The following is a 17,269-nucleotide window of genomic DNA, read 5'->3' as shown; positions in this document are numbered from 1 at the left end:
AAGGCTTCCGCTCTACGGCTCCGGCAGCACCCACGCCGCGGCGACCCCGACCACGGAGAGCGCGCCCGCGAGCAGGAACGCCGGCTCGTAGCCGAACGCGGCCACGAGCGCGCCGCCCGCGATGGGCGCGACGAACGCGCCCGCGAGGCCGACCGCCGTCAGGAACGCCACCGCGGTCGCGGCGACGCGCGGCTCGACGAGCTCGCGGACGTACGCGAACGCCAGCCCGAGCGTCAACTGCACCGCGAACCCGGCGACCAGGAGCGCCGCGACGAGCACGGGGATCACGCGCAGCGCCGCGAGCGCGAACAGGCACGGCGCCGTCGCGACGAACGACCCCAGGAGGACCGGCCGCCGCCGCCCCTCGAAGAGGCGGTCCGAGAGCACGCCGCCCGCGACGCGAGAACCGACGCCGACCGCCGGGAACACCGCGACGAGGACGCCGCTGACGCCGAGCGCCAGCCCGACCTCGTCGGTGAGGTAGGAGGGCGCCCAGGAGTTCACGAACAGGTACAGCGCGTACGCGAGGAACCCGAGGAGGCCGGCGAGCCAGACGCTGCGCAGGCGGAGTACGGCCGCGAACTCCGCCAGCGACGGCGCCGGGCCGCCGTCGGCGTGCCCGAGGCCGCGGCTCGGCACCCAGAACACCGCCAGCCCCACGACGCTCGCGGCCGTGAACGCGACGGAGATGGCCGGCCAGCCGAACGACGCCGCGATGACCGGGCTCGTGCTCTGGCCGACCGCGAACCCGACCGGCCCGCTCGCGGTGAACGTGCCGACCGCGGTCGCGCGGTACTCCGCGGCGACGGTCCGGCTGACGACGTCGATGCCGGCGTTCCACACCGCGATGTACGCGATGCCGCCGAGCGCCCGGGACGCGAGCACGCCGGGGTAGCTGCCGCGTTCGGCCGCCACCCACCCCCAGCCGCCGGCGACCAGCGCGACCGCGACGGCCACCGCGACGACGGTCCGGGAGTTCGTGCGGTCGAGCAGCGCGCCGGTCGGGAGACTCGAGAACACGCCGACGCCGAACATCACGCTGACGACGAGGCCGGCCTCGGTCGCTCCGACGCCGAGGGAGTCCCGCACGAGCGGCGTGACGCTCGCCGGCGAGATCTCGTAGGCGGCCAGCGCCGCGGAGACGGCCGTGACGCCCAGGACGACCGTCCACTGCTCGCGGACCGACCGCTCCGCGCCGCTGTCGTCGCCGTCCGCGGCCGCTCCGCCTGCCATTGTCGGTTGGTCGCGAGACCCGCACAAGAACTTACGCGTAGGCGCAACCGACGACCGGTTCTGCGGACGGGCGTGGTGTCGAGCATCCGTCAGGTCGGCTCGGGCGGCCGCCGCCACCTGTCGCCGGCGGGGAACCGCTTATCCACGCGGGGGACCGAACGGGGAGCGATGTACCTCGTCACCTTCCGGCTCGACCCGGGGGCGTACGACGCCGAGTTCCACGAACTGAACGACGCGGTGCAGGCGGCCGCCGAGGACACCGACGGCTACCGCGGGAAGCGCACGTGGCACGCCCCGGAGCGCGACGAGGTGCTCGTCGTCTACTACTGGGAGGACCTGGACGCGCTGGACTCGTTCGGCGCGGACGCCGACCACGAACGCGCGAAACGCCGCTGGACGGAGTGGTACGACGCCTACGAGGTCACCGTGACCGAGGTGCTGGACTCCTACGGGAGCGGCTTCGGCGACGACGCCGACCCGCCACGCTAGGCGCCGAACAGCCAGCGCGGCTCCGGCCGAGTTTTCACCGGGTCGCGGCGGGGGCTGTGGCGTGTTCACCGGGTCGCGGCGGGGGCTGTGGCGTGTTCACCGGGTCGCGGCGGGGGCTGTGGCGAGTTTGCCCTCGGCGCGCCGCAGGTGCTCCTCGAGCGTGGAGCGCGCGAGCCCGAACCGGTCGGCGAGGTCGCTCGTGGAGGCGCGGCGGGGGAACTCGTAGTAGCCGTCCTCGACGGCGGCGCGCAGCACGGCGGCCTGCCGCGCGGTCAACTCCGGGGCGGCCGTCCCCGGCGCCCCGGGCTCGGGCGCGCTCACCTCGCGCTTGTCCGCGACCGTCACCTCGTAGTCGGCGCGCAGGTCGTGGTAGACGTCGGTGAGCGCGCCGGGGTCGAGGGCGAGCACGCGGACGTGCTTCTCGCCGTCGCGGTAGGACAGCGGCGGCACGAGCAGGCAGCCGTGGGCGGCCAGCACGTCCTCGACGCCGCCGTCGCTCGCCTCGCGGAGGCACGCGCCGGTCACGGCGAGCGTGCTGTCGCCCTCCGTCGCGGTCTCGCGGACGCCGACGCGGTCGTCCACGACCGCGAGCGCGCGGTCCGCGTCCGCGCCCCTGACGCGCAGCAGGTCGCAGTGGTCGTTGCACCACAGCGCCACGCTGGCGTCCGCGTCCGCGGTCGCCGCGGCGTACGCGCCGCCGCCCGCGAGCCGGAACGTCGCCTGGTGCACGCGCCGACAGACGCCCCCGCACGTAAAGAACCCGTCGCACGGCGGCCTGCAGGCCTTTGCCGCTGGTCGCCGAAGGGAGTGGTATGGGAGACAGTCCAGACGGCGCCTTCTCGGTGGGCGAGCCGTCCGCGGAGTGGCGGGACTACCAGGGCGCGCCCACCGGCACGGACGTCGAGTGCGAGGGCTGGCGCCAGGAGGCGGCGCTGCGCATGCTGAACAACAACCTCGACCCAGAGGTCGCGGAGCGGCCCGAGGACCTCGTCGTCTACGGCGGCACCGGCCGCGCGGCGCGGTCCTGGGACGCCTACGACGCCATCCTCGACGAGCTCCGCGAACTGGGCGACGAGGAGACGCTGCTCGTGCAGTCCGGGAAGCCCGTCGGCGTCTTCGAGACCCACGAGCGCGCGCCCCGCGTGCTCATCGCGAACTCGAACCTCGTCGGGAAGTGGGACGACTGGGAGCACTTCCACGAACTCGAGGCGAACGGCCTCATCATGTACGGCCAGATGACCGCTGGGTCGTGGGCGTACATCGGCACGCAGGGCATCATCCAGGGCACGTTCGAGACGCTCGCGGAGGCCGCCCGCCAGCACTTCGACGGCGACCTCTCGGGGCGGATCGTCGCGACGGGCGGTCTCGGCGGCATGGGCGGCGCGCAGCCGCTGGCGGTCACGATGAACGGCGGCGTCTGCATCGCCGCGGAGGTCGACGAGGCCCGCATCGACCGACGCATCGAGACCGGCTACTGCATGGAGCAGACCGACGACCTCGACGAGGCCATCCGCCGCGCCGAGGCGGCCGCCGAGGCCGGCGAACCGTACTCAGTCGGCGTGCACGCCAACGCCGCGGACGTCCTCGAGGGCATGCTCGACCGCGACTTCGTGCCGGACGTCGTCACCGACCAGACGAGCGCGCACGACGAACTCGAGGGCTACTACCCGAGCGGGTACACGGTCGCGGAGGCCGACGACCTCCGCGAGGCGGACCCGGAGGCGTACGTCGAGGCGAGCCTGGACACGATGGAGCGGCACGTGCAGGCGATTCTCGACCTCCAGGACGAGGGCGCTGTCGCCTTCGAGTACGGGAACAACATCCGCGGCCAGGTCCGCGAGCACCGCGGCGTGGACGACGCCTTCGACTACCCGGGGTTCGTGCCCGCGTACATCCGGCCGCTGTTCTGCCGCGGCAAGGGCCCGTTCCGCTGGGTCGCGCTCTCCGGGGACCCCGAGGACATCCACCGGACGGACGAAGCCGTCAAGGAACTGTTCCCCGGGAAGGACGCGCTGCACCGCTGGATCGACCTCGCGCAGGACCAGGTGCAGCTCCAGGGGCTGCCCAGCAGGGTCTGCTGGCTCGGGTACCGAAGCGCCGACGACGAGGACGGCCTCACCGAGCGCGCGCGGTTCGCGCTCCGCATCAACGGCCTCGTCGCCGACGGCGAGATCAGCGCGCCGGTCGTGGTGACGCGGGACCACCTCGACGCCGGGTCGGTCGCGAGCCCGAACCGCGAGACGGAGGCGATGCGCGACGGCTCGGACGCCGTCGCGGACTGGCCCATCCTGAACGCCCTCCTGAACACGGCCGCCGGCGCGGACATCGTGAGCGTCCACGACGGCGGCGGCGTCGGCATCGGGAACGCGCTCCACGCGAACAACCACGTCGTCCTGGACGGCTCGGACCTCGCCGCGGAGAAGGCCCGCCGCGTGTTCACGACCGACCCCGGGATGGGCGTGATTCGCCACGCCGACGCCGGCTACGAGGACGCCATCGACGAGGCGCGCGAGAGCGGCGTCGACGTTCCGATGGGGGGCGAGCACTGATGTTCCGGACCGCCGGAGCGTGGGACGCTCCCTCGGCGGACCCGAACGACGAGCAGTTCGGCGACGTCGTCGAAACGACGACGGTCGACGAGGCCGGCGGCTACGACGCGGTGCTCGTCGGCGAGCCCTACGACGGCGCTGTCATCGGTCGGGAGGGCGCCGCGGAGGGGCCGGCGGCGGTGCGGGACGCGCTCGCCGGCGCGAAGACCCACCACTTCGCGGCCGGCGCGGTGGAGTCGGTCGCGGACCTCGGCGACGTGGTGCTCGTCGACGAGGACGTCGAGGTCGTCCAGGAGACGGTCGCGGAGGCCGCCGCGGCGGTCCACGAGACCGACGCCGTCCCGGTGTTCGTCGGCGGCGACAACTCGCTGTCGTACGCGAACGCCGCGCCGCTGCTCGAGGCCGGCAGCCTGGGCGTCGTGAGCTTCGACGCGCACCTCGACTGCCGGGCGGTCCGGGGCGGCCCCACGAGCGGCACGCCGTACCGCCAGCTGTTCGACGCCGGCCTCGACTCGCTGACCGTCGTCGGCGCGCGCCACTTCGAGACGTCGACCGCGTACGCGGAGTTCCTCGACGACCAGGGCGGCGCGGTCGTCACCGCCGAACGGGTGGACGTCGACCTGGCGGGCGCGCTCGCGGCCGCCCTCGACGCGATGGCGGGCGTCGACTACGTCTACGTGAGCGTGGACGTGGACGTCCTCGACGCCGCCTACCCCGGTTCGAGCGCGCCGACGCCGGGCGGCCTCCAGCCCAGGGAGCTGTTCCGGCTGGTGCGCGGCGTCGCCGCCGACGACCGCGCGGTCGGCTTCGAGGTCGTGGAGACGGCGCCGCCGCTGGACGAGGACGGCCGCACCGTCGACGCGGCCGCGCGAACCGTCGCGCACTTCCTCGCGGGGCACCATGGCTGAGTCGACACTCGAGACCGTGGTGTACGGCGCCGGCGAGGTCGTCGTCGGCCCGAGCGGCGGCGACGGCGGGCCGCTCGAGACCCACGAGGACGCCGCGGTCGCGGTCGTCGACGGCGACGTCGCCGCCGTCGGCGACGCCGAGGCCGTCCGCCGCGAGTACCCCGCGGAGAACGCCGACACCGCGATCGACGCGTCCGGGCGGGCCGTGATCCCGGGGTTCGTCGACCCGCACACGCACGCCGTCTTCGCCGGCGACCGCAGCGACGAGTTCGCGGCGAAGCTCCGCGGGCGGACCTACCAGGAGATCCTCGCCGAGGGCGGCGGCATCCTCCGCACGGTCGAGGCCGTCCGCGAGGCGTCGACCGCCGAGCTCGCGGCGAACCTCGCGGCCCAGCTCGACGTGATGCTCGCGCACGGCACGACGACGGCCGAAGTGAAGACCGGGTACGGGCTCGACACGGAGACCGAGCTCCGCCTGCTGGACGCCATCGAGCGGGCGGCCGACGGCCACCCGGTCGACGTCGTCGGGACGTTCATGGGCGCCCACGCCGTCCCGGGCGGCCGCGACGCCGACGACTACGTCGACGAAGTGGTCGACGAGCAGCTGCCGCGAGCGGCCGACCACCCGGCGGCGGCGTTCTGCGACGTGTTCTGCGAGGAGGGCGTGTTCACCGTCGCCCAGAGCCGGCGGGTCCTCGAGGCCGGCCGCGAGCGCGGCCTGCGACCGAAGATCCACGCCGAGGAGTTCACCAGGCTGGGGAGCGCGCAACTGGCCGCCGACCTCGGCGCGGTGAGCGCCGACCACCTCCTGCACGCGAACGAGGACGACGCCGCGGCGCTCGCGGACGCCGGCGTCGTCCCCGTGTTGTTGCCCGGGACGGCGTTCGCGCTCGGCGAGGACTACGCGGACGCCGAGCAGTTCCGGCGGGCGGGCGCCGACGTGGCGCTCGCGACGGACCTGAACCCGAACTGCTACTCGCAGTCGATGGGGTTCGCGGTGGCGCTGGCGTGCAACGGCATGCGGATGGCGCCGGGCGACGCGCTCCTCGGCGCGACGCGCAACGCCGCGCTCGCCGTCGACCGCGGCGACGGCACCGGCACGCTCCGCGAGGGCACCGCCGCTGACCTCGCGGTCGTCGACGGGCCGAGCCACGTCCACGTCCCCTACAACTTCGGCGTGAACACCGTCGAGACGGTGCTGAAGGACGGCGACGTGGTCGCACGCGAGGGGGCGGTCGCGGATGCCTGACGCGGACCGCGGGGCGACCGGCGGCGCGGACGCGGTGGTCGTCGACGGCGAGACGCTCACGCCGGCGGCTGTCGAGGCCGTCGCGCGCGACGACGCCGCGGTCCGCATCGCCGGGGACGCCCGGGAGGCCGTGCGGCGGTCCCGCGAGCGCGTCGTGGACGTCCTCGACGCCGGCGACCCCGTCTACGGCGTGAACACGGGGTTCGGGCAGCTCGTCGACACCCGGGTCCCCCGCGAGGACCTCGAGGCGCTCCAGCGGAACCTGCTCCGCAGCCACGCCGCCGGCGCCGGCCGCGAACTCGACCGCGAGGAGGTGCGCGCGCTCCTGGTCACGCGACTGAACGCGCTCGTGAAGGGGTACTCGGGCGTCCGCGAGCGCGTCGTCGACCTGCTCGCGGCGATGCTGAACGCGGGCGTCCACCCCGTCGTGCGCTCCCGGGGCAGCCTCGGCGCGTCCGGCGACCTCGCGCCGCTCGCGCACCTCTCGCTCGTCCTCATCGGAGAGGGAGAGGCGGTGGTGGACGGCGACCACGTGCCCGGCGACGAGGCGCTCGACCGCGCCGGGCTCGACCCGGTGACGCTCCGGGCGAAGGAGGGCCTCGCGCTCATCAACGGCACCCAGCTCACGACGGGGCTGGCGGCGCTGGCGCTCCTGGACGGCGAGCGCGCGCTCCGGGCGGCCGACGCGGCGGGCGCGCTCACGACCGAGGTCACGCTGTCCACGACCGCGAACTGCGACCCGGCGATCCAGCGCGTGCGGCCCCACGACGGCCAGGCCGCCAGCGCGCGGAACGTCAAGCGACTCACCGCGGACAGCGAGGTCGTCGAGAGCCACCGGAACTGCGACCGCGTGCAGGACGCGTACTCGATTCGGTGCCTGCCGCAGGTCCACGGCGCCGTCCGTGACGCGCTCGCGCACCTCCGGGAGGCCGTGGAGACGGAGCTCAACTCGGCGACCGACAATCCGCTCGTGTTCGACGCGGCGGCGACGGACCCGCGCGCCAGCGGCACCGACGCCGCGGCCGTGCTCTCCGGCGGGAACTTCCACGGCGAGGTGCTGGCGCTCCGCCTGGACTACGCGGCGAGCGCGCTCGCCGAACTCGCGGCCATCAGCGAGCGCCGCGTCGACCGGATGCTGAACCCGAACGTCCAGGAACCCCACCTGCCGCCGTTCCTCGCCAGGGAGAGCGGCCTCCACTCCGGCCTGATGATCCCCCAGTACACGGCCGCCGCGCTCGTGAACGACCTGCGGTCGCTCGGCCGGCCCGCCGTCGACAACACGCCCGTCTCGGGCGGCCAGGAGGACCACGTGAGCATGAGCGCGGGCTCCGCGTACGCGTTCCGCGAGGCCGCCGAGAAGACCGCCGGCGTCGTCGCCGTGGAACTGCTCGCGGCCGCGCAGGCCAGCGAGTTCCTCGAGGACGACCTCGCGCACGCCGAGGGCACCGCCGCCGTCTACGACCTCGTCCGCGAGGCGTCGCCGCCGGTCGACGAGGACCGGTCGCTGTCCGGCGAGATGGACGCCGTCGCCGGCCTCGTCCGCGAGGGGCTCGTCGACGAGGCGGTCGAGCGCGCGCTCGGCGACCGGCTGGAGTGAGCCCGCCCAAAGCACTTGGTCCAGCGGAACCCACGACGGCCATGGTCGAACTCCGCCGCGTGACGGCCGACGAGTTCGACGACGTGCTCGAGCTCCACCACGAGTGCATCGACGACCGCGACCGGGACGTGGTCCGGGAGTGGTACGACGAGCACCCGGCGCTGTTCTGGGGCGCCTGGGACGGCGACGACCTGGTGGGGTTCGCGCTCGGCCGACACCGCGAGGCCGCCAGCGTCGAACTCGTCGGCATCGCCGTGCGCGACGCCTACGCCCGGGCGGGCGTCGGGTCACGCCTCCTTGAGGCCTTCGAGGACGCGGCACGCGAGTACGGCTTCGAGCGCGCGAGCGTCGGCTCGGCGGGCGGCTACGTCGACTACTTCTACGCCGCGAACGGCTACCGGCCCGAGAGCATCATGGTCCGCACGAGCCGCGAGGCGCTCCCGGAGAACTACCGCGAGCGCTTCGACGTCCGCCGGGAGCGGTCCGTCGACGGCGGACACAAGGTGTACCTCGCACCCGGTGGGGACGCCGACGGCCCCGTCGACCACGACCGCGTCGAGCGCGTCCGGGCGGCGTTCGACGACCCGGACGCCATCTACATCATGGAGAAGTCACTTCACGACGGGTAGTCCGGCTCCCGGCCCTCGAGGAAGGCCGCGACGCCCTCCTCGTGTTCGGGCGTGTCCCGCGCCTGGCTCTGCAGGAGGGACTCGTGGTCGAGGGCGTCCCGCCACTCGCGGCCGAGGTTGTCGTGTAGCGCCTGCCGGACCATGCCGACGGTCCGCGTGGGTCGCGCGCGGAGCGTGTCCAGGAGGTCGTCGACGGTCTCGTCCAGTTCGTCCGCCGGGACCGCCTCGTTCACGAGGCCGAGGTCGGCGGCCTCGGCGGCGTCGACGAACTCCGCGGTGAACGCCAGCCGCTTCGCCTCGCGGAGCCCCACCAGGCGGGGCAGGAGGAAGCTCCCGCCGGTGTCCGGGACGAGGCCGACGCGGACGAACGCACACGAGAACCGCGCGTCCGGCGCGCTGTACGCGAAATCCGAGAGCGCGACCACGGCGAGGCCGGCGCCGACGGCGTCGCCGTTGACGCGCGCGACAATGGGGACGCGGGACTCCATCGCTGCGTCCGTCAGGCGGCCGAACGTCTCGACGATGGTCTCGTAGTAGTCGCGGCCGTCCTGCTGGCGCTCGGCCATCGCCGCCACGTCGCCGCCCGCGGAGAACGCGTCGCCCTCGCCGGTCAACACGACGGCGTCGTGGGTCTCCGGGTCGAGGGACTCCAGTTCCGCGGCGAGCGCTTCGGCCACCTCGGGCGTGAACGCGTTCTTCGCTGCCGGTCGGTCGAACGTGACGCGGCGGACGCCGTCCGTGGTCTCTGCGTGCATGCGCGGCGTGTTCGCCGACCGCGGGTTTAAATCACAGCGTCTCGTCGAGCAGGCGCGCGAGCCCCCGGCGGAGGCGTTCGAGGTACGCGGACTTCGAGACGCCGAGCGCGGCGGCGACGTCGCCGGCGTCGCTCTCCCGGGGCACGGCGAAGTACCCCATGTCGAGGGCGGTGCGGAGCGCGTCCGCTTGCGCCGGCGTGAGCCCCCAGCGGTCGGGGACGGGGGCGTCGTCCTCGTCGCCGACGGGGTACGCGCGCTCGAGCGTGACGCCGACGGCGTCGCCGGCGGCTTCCAGGACTTCGCGGAGGACGTCCCGGCCGACGACGGCGCCCGTGAAGCGCGCGTCGCCGGCCCGGTAGTGCAGGGAGTCCGCGAGGAAGCCGGCGTTCGTGAGTTCGTGGACGACGCAGGGGTGCTTGGAGAGACAGCGGAACGTGAAGCGGCCGTCGGTGTGCGCGACGTGGAGGTAACGCAGGCGGTCGTCGGCGTCGAGGGCGTCGGCGACTGCGTCGCCTTCGGCCGTCGAGAACCGGAGGAGCGCGTAGCCGTCGCGGCGGAGCTGCGGCGGGCGGGCGTCGACGCTCGCGCCGGTCTCGCGCGTGGCGTCGGCGAGCGGGCAGTCGTCGCCGCGCACGCCGAACTCCACGAACAGACACTCCGAGATCACGGGAACACGTTCGGCCCCGGAGGACTTCAACCCCGCGTATGTGCGGGTGAACGACTACCCCCGCGTGTCCCTCACTATCGTTCATGGACGTCGACGAGGTCAAAGAGCGCGCCGGCCCCCGGGCGTTCAGCCCCAGCGACGACCTCCCCGGGGAGTACCGGGAGGCCGCGACGCGCATGATCCAGTTCCACGCGAACAGCGAGGTGATGGGCGGCTACCTCGACAAGGAGTTCACGCGCATGGCGCCCTCGCTGGACCGGAAGCTCGCCTGCACCGCCAAGTGCCAGGACGAGATCGGGCACGCCCAGTTGCTCTACCGCGCCGCCGAGAGCCTCGGCGTGAAGACGCGCGAGGAGATGCTCGACGAACTCACCGCGGGCGAGGGGAAGTTCCTGAACTGCTTTCACTACCCCGTCGACTCGTGGTACGAGGCGCCGATGATCGACTTCTTCGTGGACGGCGGCGCGATGCGCCGGCAGGCCACGCTGAAGAACACGTCCTGGGAGCCGTACGCCCACGCGATGGACAAGGTGTGCTTCGAGGAGGGGTTCCACGTCAAGCACGGCGAGGACGTCCTCCGCGAGCTGATGACGTCCTCGAAGGCGAACCAGGAGCGCACGCAGGCGGCCTTCGAGGAGTGGTGGCCGCGCATCCTCCAGTTCTTCGGGCCGACCAACGACGAGTCCCACCACGACGAGTTCGCCCAGCAGGTGGGACTCAAGACCGTCTCGAACGACGAACTCCGGAACTCCTTTTTGAACATGTACGTGCCGAAAGCCGAGAAGTACGGCCTCGAGATCCCGGAGTACCCGCGCATCTTCGAGCGCGACGACGGCACGATGGCGGTGCGCGAGGAGGACCTCGACTGGGAGGAGTTCTGGACCATCGCCGAGAACGACTACGAGGGCAGCCGCGAACAGATCGGCAGCCGGCGCCGCCGCCAGGCGGCCGTCGAGTGGGTGCGCGAGTCGATGACCGACTGGGAGACCGCCGGCGGGGACGCCCCGCAGGCGGCCGACTGACCATGATCTGGGAGGTGTTCAGACAGGAGGAGCCCGGCGACCGGCACACCCACTGCGGGAACGTGCACGCGCCGGACCGCCAGATGGCGGAGCTGTTCGCCCAGATTCAGCACGGCCGCCGCATGCAGACGAACTCGCTGTGGGTCGCCCCGAAGGACGAAATCGGCGAGGTCGACGCCGACGACGCCGCGTTCGGCGGGACGACGGACAAGTCCTACCGGTGGGCGATCACGTACAACCAGATCGACGCGAGCTTCGCCGAGGAGGTCGCCGAGAGCGAGGCCGACCAGGAGGAACACGCCGAGAAGCGGGGTGAGGTCTGATGCCGCGGGCGTCCCCCGACCGCGACCTCGCGCCCGCGGAAGCCCAGCTGCTGCGCCTCGCGGACGACGAGTACGTGCTCGGCGAGCGGTACACGGAGTGGCAGATATTCGCGCCGACGCCCGAGTCGGACCTCGCGCTGGCGAACGTCGCCCAGGACGAGTTCGGGCACGCCCGGCTCTACTACGACCTCCTGCAGGAAGAGTTCGGGTACGAGGAACGCGACCTGCTCTGGGAGCGCGACCCAGGGGAGTTCCTGCACAGTCCCCTCGTCGAACTCGAGACGCCCGAGGGCGACTGGGCGGACACCGTCGTCCGGGGCTACCTCTACGACGTCGCCGAACGCCTGCGGCTGGACGCGCTCGCGGACTCCTCGTTCGGGCCGCTGGCGGACCGCGTGCCGAAGGTGCAAGGCGAGGAGGACTACCACCGCGAGCACGCGCAGTCGTGGCTCGAACGCCTGACGGGCAGCGAGGACGCCCACCGGCGCGTGCAGGACGCGGTGGACCGACTGTTCCCGCACGCGCTCTCGCTGTTCGCGCCGACGCGCTTCGAGGACGAGATCGTCGAGTCCGGCGTGCGGACGCGCACGCTCGCCGAGTTGCGCGCGGACTGGCTGGACGAGGTGGTGCCGTACCTCGAGTCCCAGGGCCTGACCGTGCCCGAACCCGGCGCGGTGGAGCGGCCGGACGCGGTCGGCCGGGACGGCACGCACACGGCCGACTGGGCCGCGCTGCACGAGGCGTTCACGGCGACGTACCGCGAACTCGGCTTCGACGAGCCGGCGACCCTGCGGAGTGAGAACGCGTGAGCTCCGACGCCTGCGCGTACACGGACTACGAGGACGGCGAGGCGCCCGAGGGCTACCCGAGGACCGGCGCCGAGGCGACGGGCCGCGAGGCCGAGGTCTGGGACGCCCTCCGCGAGGTCGAGGACCCGGAGATGCCGGTCTCGGTCGTCGACCTGGGGCTGATCTACGGCGTGACGGTGGACGGCGACCGCGCGAGCGTGGAGATGACGCTGACGTACACGGGCTGTCCGGCGAAGGACCTGCTGACCAACGACGTCCGGTGCGCGGCGCTGACGGCGTCCGGCGTCCGCGAGGCCGAGGTGTCCGTCCGCTACTCGCCGCCGTGGTCCGTGGCCATGGTGACCGAGTCGGGCAGGGCGCAACTGCGCGAGTTCGGGCTGAGCGTATGACCGACGACCCCTCGACGACGACGTCGCCGACGGAGACGGCGGCCTGCCCGTACTGCGGGTCGACGAACACGGAACGCGACCACCCGAAGGGGCCGGGCCTGTGCCGGTCGATGCACTTCTGTCTGGACTGCGAGCAGCCGTTCGAGCGCTTCGGCTAGGCGGCCGCGGGTCGCCCGCCCGGCGGTCGACCGGCGGCGCACCGACGGGCCGCCGCGTGGCGCCGCTCCCGAGAGAGCATTTAAGGGCATTACTCGAAAGGGAGTGCGTTCACTAGGTGTGCGCGTCGACTGTGATGCGTTCACCGCGACGCTCGGTGGACGTGCCTCTGACACGGCGGCGGCGGCCGCTACGGCTGCCGCCACCGCTGCCGCTCTCGACGCCTGCCACCCGGTTCTTGACAACCGAACGATATATTAGTGTGTGACTTCTTGACGCACTCGTGGGCGTCATCGCCGAGTTCACGTTCCGACACCCGGATCTCCCGCTCGTGCCGACGCTCGAGGAGACGGGCGTCAGGTACGAGGTCGAACAGGCGGTCGCGGAGGACCCCGACCGGCCCGTCCTGTTCGTCTGGGCGACCGGCGACGACCTCGACACGTTCGAGTCCCGCGCCCGCGACGACCACACCGTCGCAGACCTCACCGTCGTCGAGGACGCCGGCGACCGACGCCTCTACCGCGTCCAGGTCAGCGAGCGGACCGCGAAACCGCTGTACCCCCTCGACGACCGCATGGAGGCCTCACGGCTCGCCGTCACGGCCTCCGCCGACGGCCTCCGCGCCCGCCTGCGCTTCCCCGACCGCGAGAGCCTCTCGGCGTTCCAGCCGCGCGTCGAGGACCGCGGCGTCGACGTTTCCCTGCGCGGCGTCTACAGCCAGACCGACCCCGTCCTCGACGACGAGTACGGGCTCTCCTCGAAGCAGCGCCGGGCGCTCGTGACCGCCGCCGAACTCGGCTACTACGACGTGCCGCGGACCGCGTCCCTCTCGGAAGTCGCCGACGAACTCGGCGTCTCCACGCAGGCCGCCAGCGAGCGACTGCGGCGCGGCGTCGCCGCGTTCGTCGCGAACGCCCTCGACTGACCGCGGCGGCCGTCGCGGCCGCCCGACTGCCGGGGACCGCGAGGCATTTGTACGGCAGGCGTCCACGGGAGGGTATGCGCGCCGAGAACTCGTTCATCCCCGCGCCCGGCGTCGGCGAGACCACGGAGCGCCGGCTCTGGGCCCACGGCGTCACCCACTGGGACGACTTCGACGCGAGCGCGCCCGGCGTCGGCGACGCCACCGCCGAGAACGTCCGGGCGTTCATCGCGGACGCCCGCCGCGCGCTCGACGCCGACGACACGCGGTTCTTCGCGGAGACCTTCCCGAACAACGCGCTCTGGCGGCTCTACGAGAACCTCGCCGGCGACGTCGCGTTCTTCGACATCGAGACCACCGGCCTCGACAAGCGCGCCAGCGACGTCACCACCGTCAGCGTCCACCGCGGCGGCTCCACGGAGACCCTCGTCCGCGGCGACGACCTCACGGCCGCGAACCTCGCGGACAGCCTCGACGCCGCGATGGTCGTCTCGTTCAACGGCAAGCGCTTCGACCAGCCGTTCCTCGAGCACGAGTTCGGCGTCGACGTCGACGCCCCCCACCTCGACCTCATGTACCTCTGCCGGCGCCTCGACCTCACGGGCGGCCTCAAGCAGGTCGAACGCGACCTCGGCGTCGACCGCGGCGGGATGGACATCGACGGCCGCGAGGCCGTCGAGCTCTGGCACCGCTACGAGGACGGCGACGAGGCCGCCCTGGACCGCCTCGTCGAGTACAACCGCTACGACGCCCGGAACCTCCAGACGCTGCTCGAGACGGTCTGCGAGCGCCTCCACTGCGAGGTGTTCGAGCCGCACGTCGGTGCCGAACGGTAAGCCCCTGGCGGCAGTGCACACCGACCGTGGATTTTACGCCGGACGACCCACACACGACCACGTAATGGCAGCGCGCCCACCGCAGTCGAACGACGACCCGGACGAGCCGACCGCGTTCGGCATCGTGGCCGTCGACGACCACCTCCAGGACGCCGACCTGGACTTCCCGGCGTCCCGGCGTGAGGTCGTGGAGGCACTCGACGACCCGAGCGTGCGCTGCAGTCCGAGCGGCCGCGAGGTCGACCTGTCCGCGGTGCTCGAGCGGACGGGCCGACAGCGCTTCGACTCCCGCCAGCAGCTCCTCGACGACCTCCACGACGCCTTCGAGGCCGAGCGCGACTCGGGCACCGGACTGGTCGCGTGGCTGCGCTCGCTGTTCGGCGGCTGACCCCAGTCACGCCCGCTCGGCCGCGTACGCAGCCAGCGCCGCGCGGTCGCCCGTCGAGCCCGTCTCCACGTAGTGCGACGCCGCGGCGTTCCCGAGCGCGAGCGCCGGCCGCCACGGCCACTCGCAGGCCCGCGCGAACGCCAGCGCGGCGGAGAACCGGTCGCCGCCGCCCGTGAACCGGCTGCGGGCCGGCGTCTCGAAGTTCGGCACGCGCAGGCGGCCGTCGCCGGTCGCCGCCACCGCCGCCTCGACCCCGTGCATCACGACGCCCGCCGCCCCGGTGTGCTCCCGGACCGCGGCCGCCAGCGCCGCCGTGCGCTCCGCGTCCGCCGTTCCCGGAGCGTCCGCGTCGACGACTGCGGCGAGCCCCTCGAGTTCCTCGTCGTTGACGCTCACCACCACGTCGGAGCCCGCTGCGAGGTCGGCGAGCGCATCGAGGAAGGCGCTCCGGTCGGCCGCCGGCCGCGCGACGACTGCTCCCGGGTCCACGACGAAGCGACCGCCGCCCGCGCCGTCGGCACGCGCTGCGGCCCGCCGGAGCGCCTCCGTCCCGTTCGGCGTGGACTCCCAGTTCGTCCACACCACCGCGTCCGCGTCCAGCGCTGCCGCGCCGCCCGCCGCCGCCAGGCCGTCGAACGACCACTCGCGGACGTCCCGGGACTCCGCGGTCAGCATCACCGCCGCGTCCCGGAACTCGTAGACGTGCACGTCGGCCGGCGCGCCCATCGAGTGCGCCCGAATCGGGGACGCGTCCAGCGCCTCGAACACCTCGTCGTCGAGGTGGCCGTAGAGGTCGACGGCCGCGTCCAGCGCGGCCGCCTGCAGCGCGGCGTTCACCGCCTGGCCGCCGGGTTCGACGCCGCGGCGCTCCGTCACGAACGACCGACGCCCACCGGCCACCTGCTCGACGAACGACTCGCGGGTCGCCGGCTCGCGGTCGGCGCCCAGCACCCCGAACCGGCGGTCGACGCTCCCGTCCGGGAGCGCCGTCACGGTCGGCGACGGCGCGTCCGCGAGCCGTCCGGCCAGGTCCATACGCCCGAGTCCACGCGGCGCCACTAAACAGTTCTCGCGCGCAGGGGCGCTCGCGCCGTCAGGCCCCGTCCCGGATCCGGTCGACCGCAGCGAGGAAGCCGTCGCCGTGGGACGCCTCGAGCACGACGTCCGCCGCGGCCTTCGCGTGCTCGTCGGCGTTCGCGACCGCGTACGACTCGCCGGCCACCTCGAGCAACTCGACGTCGTTCGCGGAGTCGCCGACCGCCGCGAACTCGCCCGGCTCGACGCCCAGCTCGTCGGCGACCGTCCGCAGCGCCGCGCCCTTGCTCGGCTCGGCGGCCTTCACGTGGTACGCGAACCCCGTGTCGACGACGCTCAGGTCGTGTTCGCTCGCGAGCTCGCGGACGGCCGCCAGCGGCCGGTCGCGGCGCACCGCCAGCTCGGTCTCCCGCCAGCGGTTCACGAGGTCCGCGTCCCCCCAGCCGGCGTCGAAGTCCGCGTTCGCCAGCGACTCCCGGAAGCCGTCCGCGGCGCCGTCGTCGCCGAGGTAGAACAGCTCGTCGTCGACGTACGCGACGCCGCCGTTCTCCGCGATGACGCGCTCCTCGACGCCCGCGAACTGGCACAGCGCCACCGGGTACGGCAGCGCCTTCCCCGTCGCCACGACCACGGGGGCGTCCCACTCGCGGAGCGCGTCCAGCACGCGGCCGTCGATGGAGCGGTCCGCGCGACTCAGCGTTCCGTCGATGTCCACGGCAAGCGGCGCGACCATGTCGCGCCGGAGGAGCCGCTCGCGTAAAGGCCGTGCTCTTCGCGGCAAGCGCCGCGAGCGCGCCGGCGTCCGCGGACCGCGCGCCGCCTCACGCCTCGCTCGGCGCGTAGTCGTCATGGATGCGGTCCATGCGCGCCGCCATCACGAAGTCCGTCTTGTGCAGGCCGTCGATCTTGTGGGTCCACAGCTCCACGGTGACCTCGCCCCACTGGAGGTGGATGTCGGGGTGGTGCCACTCCTCCTCGGCGAGTTCGCCGACCTCGTACGTGAACTCGAGGGCGTCCCGGAAGTCGTCGAACTCGTAGGCCCCCTCGAGGTGGTGGTCGTCGACGACGTCCCAGACGTCGCCGTCCAGGTCGGCGAGGTACCCGCGGTACTCGGACTCGGTCAGCGGTTCGTCCTCGGACGTGCACGCCTCGCAGGGTTCGTCGGCGAGCTCCGGCGGCATGTGCGGACAGAGGGAACGGACGCGCTTGAAAGTTCGGCGCTCGCGGCCGGCCGGTCGCAACACCCGGGCCGACCGTCCGCCGGGCCGCCGCGTCGACGCCGCGGTATCAAAGACGTTATTTCGTCGTTGCCC

Annotated in this window: 21 protein-coding genes; 14 read left to right on the top strand and 7 right to left on the bottom strand. The window is 73.3% G+C overall.

The window, feature by feature from the left end; translation table 11 throughout:
- Positions 1–12: 12 nt before the first annotated feature.
- The gene (locus tag U5911_RS10545) at positions 13–1,233 is read right to left on the bottom strand and encodes an MFS transporter (protein ID WP_336036999.1); all 1,221 of its coding nucleotides are present in this window, start codon (positions 1,231–1,233) and stop codon (positions 13–15) included.
- A 168-nt stretch (positions 1,234–1,401) separates the two neighbouring features.
- On the opposite strand from U5911_RS10545, the gene U5911_RS10540 reads away from it, so the two are divergent.
- Positions 1,402–1,722, top strand: a complete 321-nt coding sequence (locus U5911_RS10540; RefSeq protein WP_336036998.1) for an antibiotic biosynthesis monooxygenase family protein — start codon at positions 1,402–1,404, stop codon at positions 1,720–1,722.
- Between the two features lie 96 nt (positions 1,723–1,818).
- Here U5911_RS10540 and U5911_RS10535 read toward each other — a convergent pair whose 3' ends face one another.
- A complete protein-coding gene (locus U5911_RS10535; protein WP_336036997.1) occupies positions 1,819–2,451 on the bottom strand; it encodes a helix-turn-helix domain-containing protein in 633 nt (210 codons plus the stop codon).
- Positions 2,452–2,534: 83 nt separating this feature from the next.
- Between U5911_RS10535 and hutU the strand changes: the two genes are divergently transcribed.
- From hutU to U5911_RS10510, 5 genes are read left to right on the top strand one after another with little or no spacing between them, the layout of a single operon-like run.
- Positions 2,535–4,271, top strand: a complete 1,737-nt coding sequence (hutU, locus tag U5911_RS10530) for a urocanate hydratase (RefSeq protein WP_336036996.1) — start codon at positions 2,535–2,537, stop codon at positions 4,269–4,271.
- Positions 4,271–5,179, top strand: a complete 909-nt coding sequence (gene hutG / locus U5911_RS10525) for a formimidoylglutamase (RefSeq protein ID WP_336036995.1) — start codon at positions 4,271–4,273, stop codon at positions 5,177–5,179. Before hutU ends, hutG begins: the two co-directional genes overlap by 1 nt.
- Complete coding sequence (hutI, locus tag U5911_RS10520; protein ID WP_336036994.1) at positions 5,172–6,428, top strand: imidazolonepropionase; 1,257 nt, start codon at positions 5,172–5,174, stop codon at positions 6,426–6,428. The genes hutG and hutI overlap by 8 nt, the downstream gene beginning before the upstream one ends.
- The gene (gene hutH / locus U5911_RS10515) at positions 6,421–8,025 is read left to right on the top strand and encodes a histidine ammonia-lyase (protein WP_336036993.1); all 1,605 of its coding nucleotides are present in this window, start codon (positions 6,421–6,423) and stop codon (positions 8,023–8,025) included. The genes hutI and hutH overlap by 8 nt, the downstream gene beginning before the upstream one ends.
- A gap of 41 nt (positions 8,026–8,066) precedes the next feature.
- Positions 8,067–8,654 carry a GNAT family N-acetyltransferase gene (locus tag U5911_RS10510; protein ID WP_336036992.1) on the top strand — a complete coding sequence of 196 codons (588 nt, stop codon included), beginning with the start codon at positions 8,067–8,069 and terminating at the stop codon, positions 8,652–8,654.
- Here U5911_RS10510 and U5911_RS10505 read toward each other — a convergent pair.
- Together U5911_RS10505 and U5911_RS10500 are read right to left on the bottom strand one after the other, a co-directional pair.
- On the bottom strand, positions 8,642–9,409 hold the full coding sequence (locus tag U5911_RS10505; RefSeq protein WP_336036991.1) for an enoyl-CoA hydratase/isomerase family protein: 768 nt from the start codon (positions 9,407–9,409) through the stop codon (positions 8,642–8,644). The genes U5911_RS10510 and U5911_RS10505 overlap by 13 nt on opposite strands.
- A 31-nt stretch (positions 9,410–9,440) precedes the next feature.
- Positions 9,441–10,076 (bottom strand): helix-turn-helix domain-containing protein, encoded by a 636-nt coding sequence (locus tag U5911_RS10500; RefSeq protein ID WP_336036990.1) that lies wholly within the window; start codon positions 10,074–10,076, stop codon positions 9,441–9,443.
- Positions 10,077–10,159: 83 nt separating this feature from the next.
- On the opposite strand from U5911_RS10500, the gene U5911_RS10495 reads away from it, so the two are divergent.
- The 8 genes from U5911_RS10495 (at position 10,160) to U5911_RS10460 (ending at position 14,921) form a co-directional block, all read left to right on the top strand.
- Positions 10,160–11,098 (top strand): Phenylacetic acid catabolic protein, encoded by a 939-nt coding sequence (locus U5911_RS10495; protein WP_336036989.1) that lies wholly within the window; start codon positions 10,160–10,162, stop codon positions 11,096–11,098.
- Positions 11,099–11,100: 2 nt separating this feature from the next.
- A complete protein-coding gene (paaB, locus tag U5911_RS10490) occupies positions 11,101–11,421 on the top strand; it encodes a 1,2-phenylacetyl-CoA epoxidase subunit PaaB (protein WP_336036988.1) in 321 nt (106 codons plus the stop codon).
- The gene (paaC, locus tag U5911_RS10485) at positions 11,421–12,230 is read left to right on the top strand and encodes a 1,2-phenylacetyl-CoA epoxidase subunit PaaC (protein ID WP_336036987.1); all 810 of its coding nucleotides are present in this window, start codon (positions 11,421–11,423) and stop codon (positions 12,228–12,230) included. Before paaB ends, paaC begins: the two co-directional genes overlap by 1 nt.
- Positions 12,227–12,619: a 1,2-phenylacetyl-CoA epoxidase subunit PaaD gene (paaD, locus tag U5911_RS10480; protein ID WP_336036986.1), complete on the top strand. Its 393-nt coding sequence runs from the start codon at positions 12,227–12,229 to the stop codon at positions 12,617–12,619. The genes paaC and paaD overlap by 4 nt, the downstream gene beginning before the upstream one ends.
- Positions 12,616–12,777 (top strand): 1,2-phenylacetyl-CoA epoxidase subunit PaaE, encoded by a 162-nt coding sequence (gene paaE / locus U5911_RS10475; protein ID WP_336036985.1) that lies wholly within the window; start codon positions 12,616–12,618, stop codon positions 12,775–12,777. The genes paaD and paaE overlap by 4 nt, the downstream gene beginning before the upstream one ends.
- A gap of 281 nt (positions 12,778–13,058) precedes the next feature.
- Positions 13,059–13,700, top strand: a complete 642-nt coding sequence (locus U5911_RS10470) for a helix-turn-helix domain-containing protein (RefSeq protein WP_336036984.1) — start codon at positions 13,059–13,061, stop codon at positions 13,698–13,700.
- 74 nt (positions 13,701–13,774) lie between these two features.
- On the top strand, positions 13,775–14,533 hold the full coding sequence (locus U5911_RS10465; RefSeq protein WP_336036983.1) for a ribonuclease H-like domain-containing protein: 759 nt from the start codon (positions 13,775–13,777) through the stop codon (positions 14,531–14,533).
- Positions 14,534–14,597: 64 nt separating this feature from the next.
- Positions 14,598–14,921, top strand: coding sequence for a DUF5789 family protein (locus U5911_RS10460; RefSeq protein ID WP_336036982.1), 324 nt, complete (start codon positions 14,598–14,600; stop codon positions 14,919–14,921).
- 6 nt (positions 14,922–14,927) lie between these two features.
- Here U5911_RS10460 and U5911_RS10455 read toward each other — a convergent pair whose 3' ends face one another.
- The 3 genes from U5911_RS10455 to U5911_RS10445 form a co-directional block, all read right to left on the bottom strand.
- Positions 14,928–15,956, bottom strand: a complete 1,029-nt coding sequence (locus U5911_RS10455; RefSeq protein WP_336036981.1) for a PfkB family carbohydrate kinase — start codon at positions 15,954–15,956, stop codon at positions 14,928–14,930.
- 58 nt (positions 15,957–16,014) lie between these two features.
- A complete protein-coding gene (locus U5911_RS10450; RefSeq protein WP_336036980.1) occupies positions 16,015–16,689 on the bottom strand; it encodes a phosphoglycolate phosphatase in 675 nt (224 codons plus the stop codon).
- An 88-nt stretch (positions 16,690–16,777) separates the two neighbouring features.
- Positions 16,778–17,137, bottom strand: coding sequence for a 4a-hydroxytetrahydrobiopterin dehydratase (locus U5911_RS10445; RefSeq protein ID WP_336036979.1), 360 nt, complete (start codon positions 17,135–17,137; stop codon positions 16,778–16,780).
- Between the last annotated feature and the right edge of the window lie 132 nt (positions 17,138–17,269).

The sequence above is a fragment of the Halobacterium yunchengense genome (assembly GCF_037031165.1).
GTDB classification, from domain to species: Archaea; Halobacteriota; Halobacteria; order Halobacteriales; family Halobacteriaceae; genus Halobacterium; species Halobacterium yunchengense.
The sequence above is the reverse complement of the archived record's forward strand: the minus strand, read 5'-3'. Positions and strand labels throughout refer to the sequence as shown.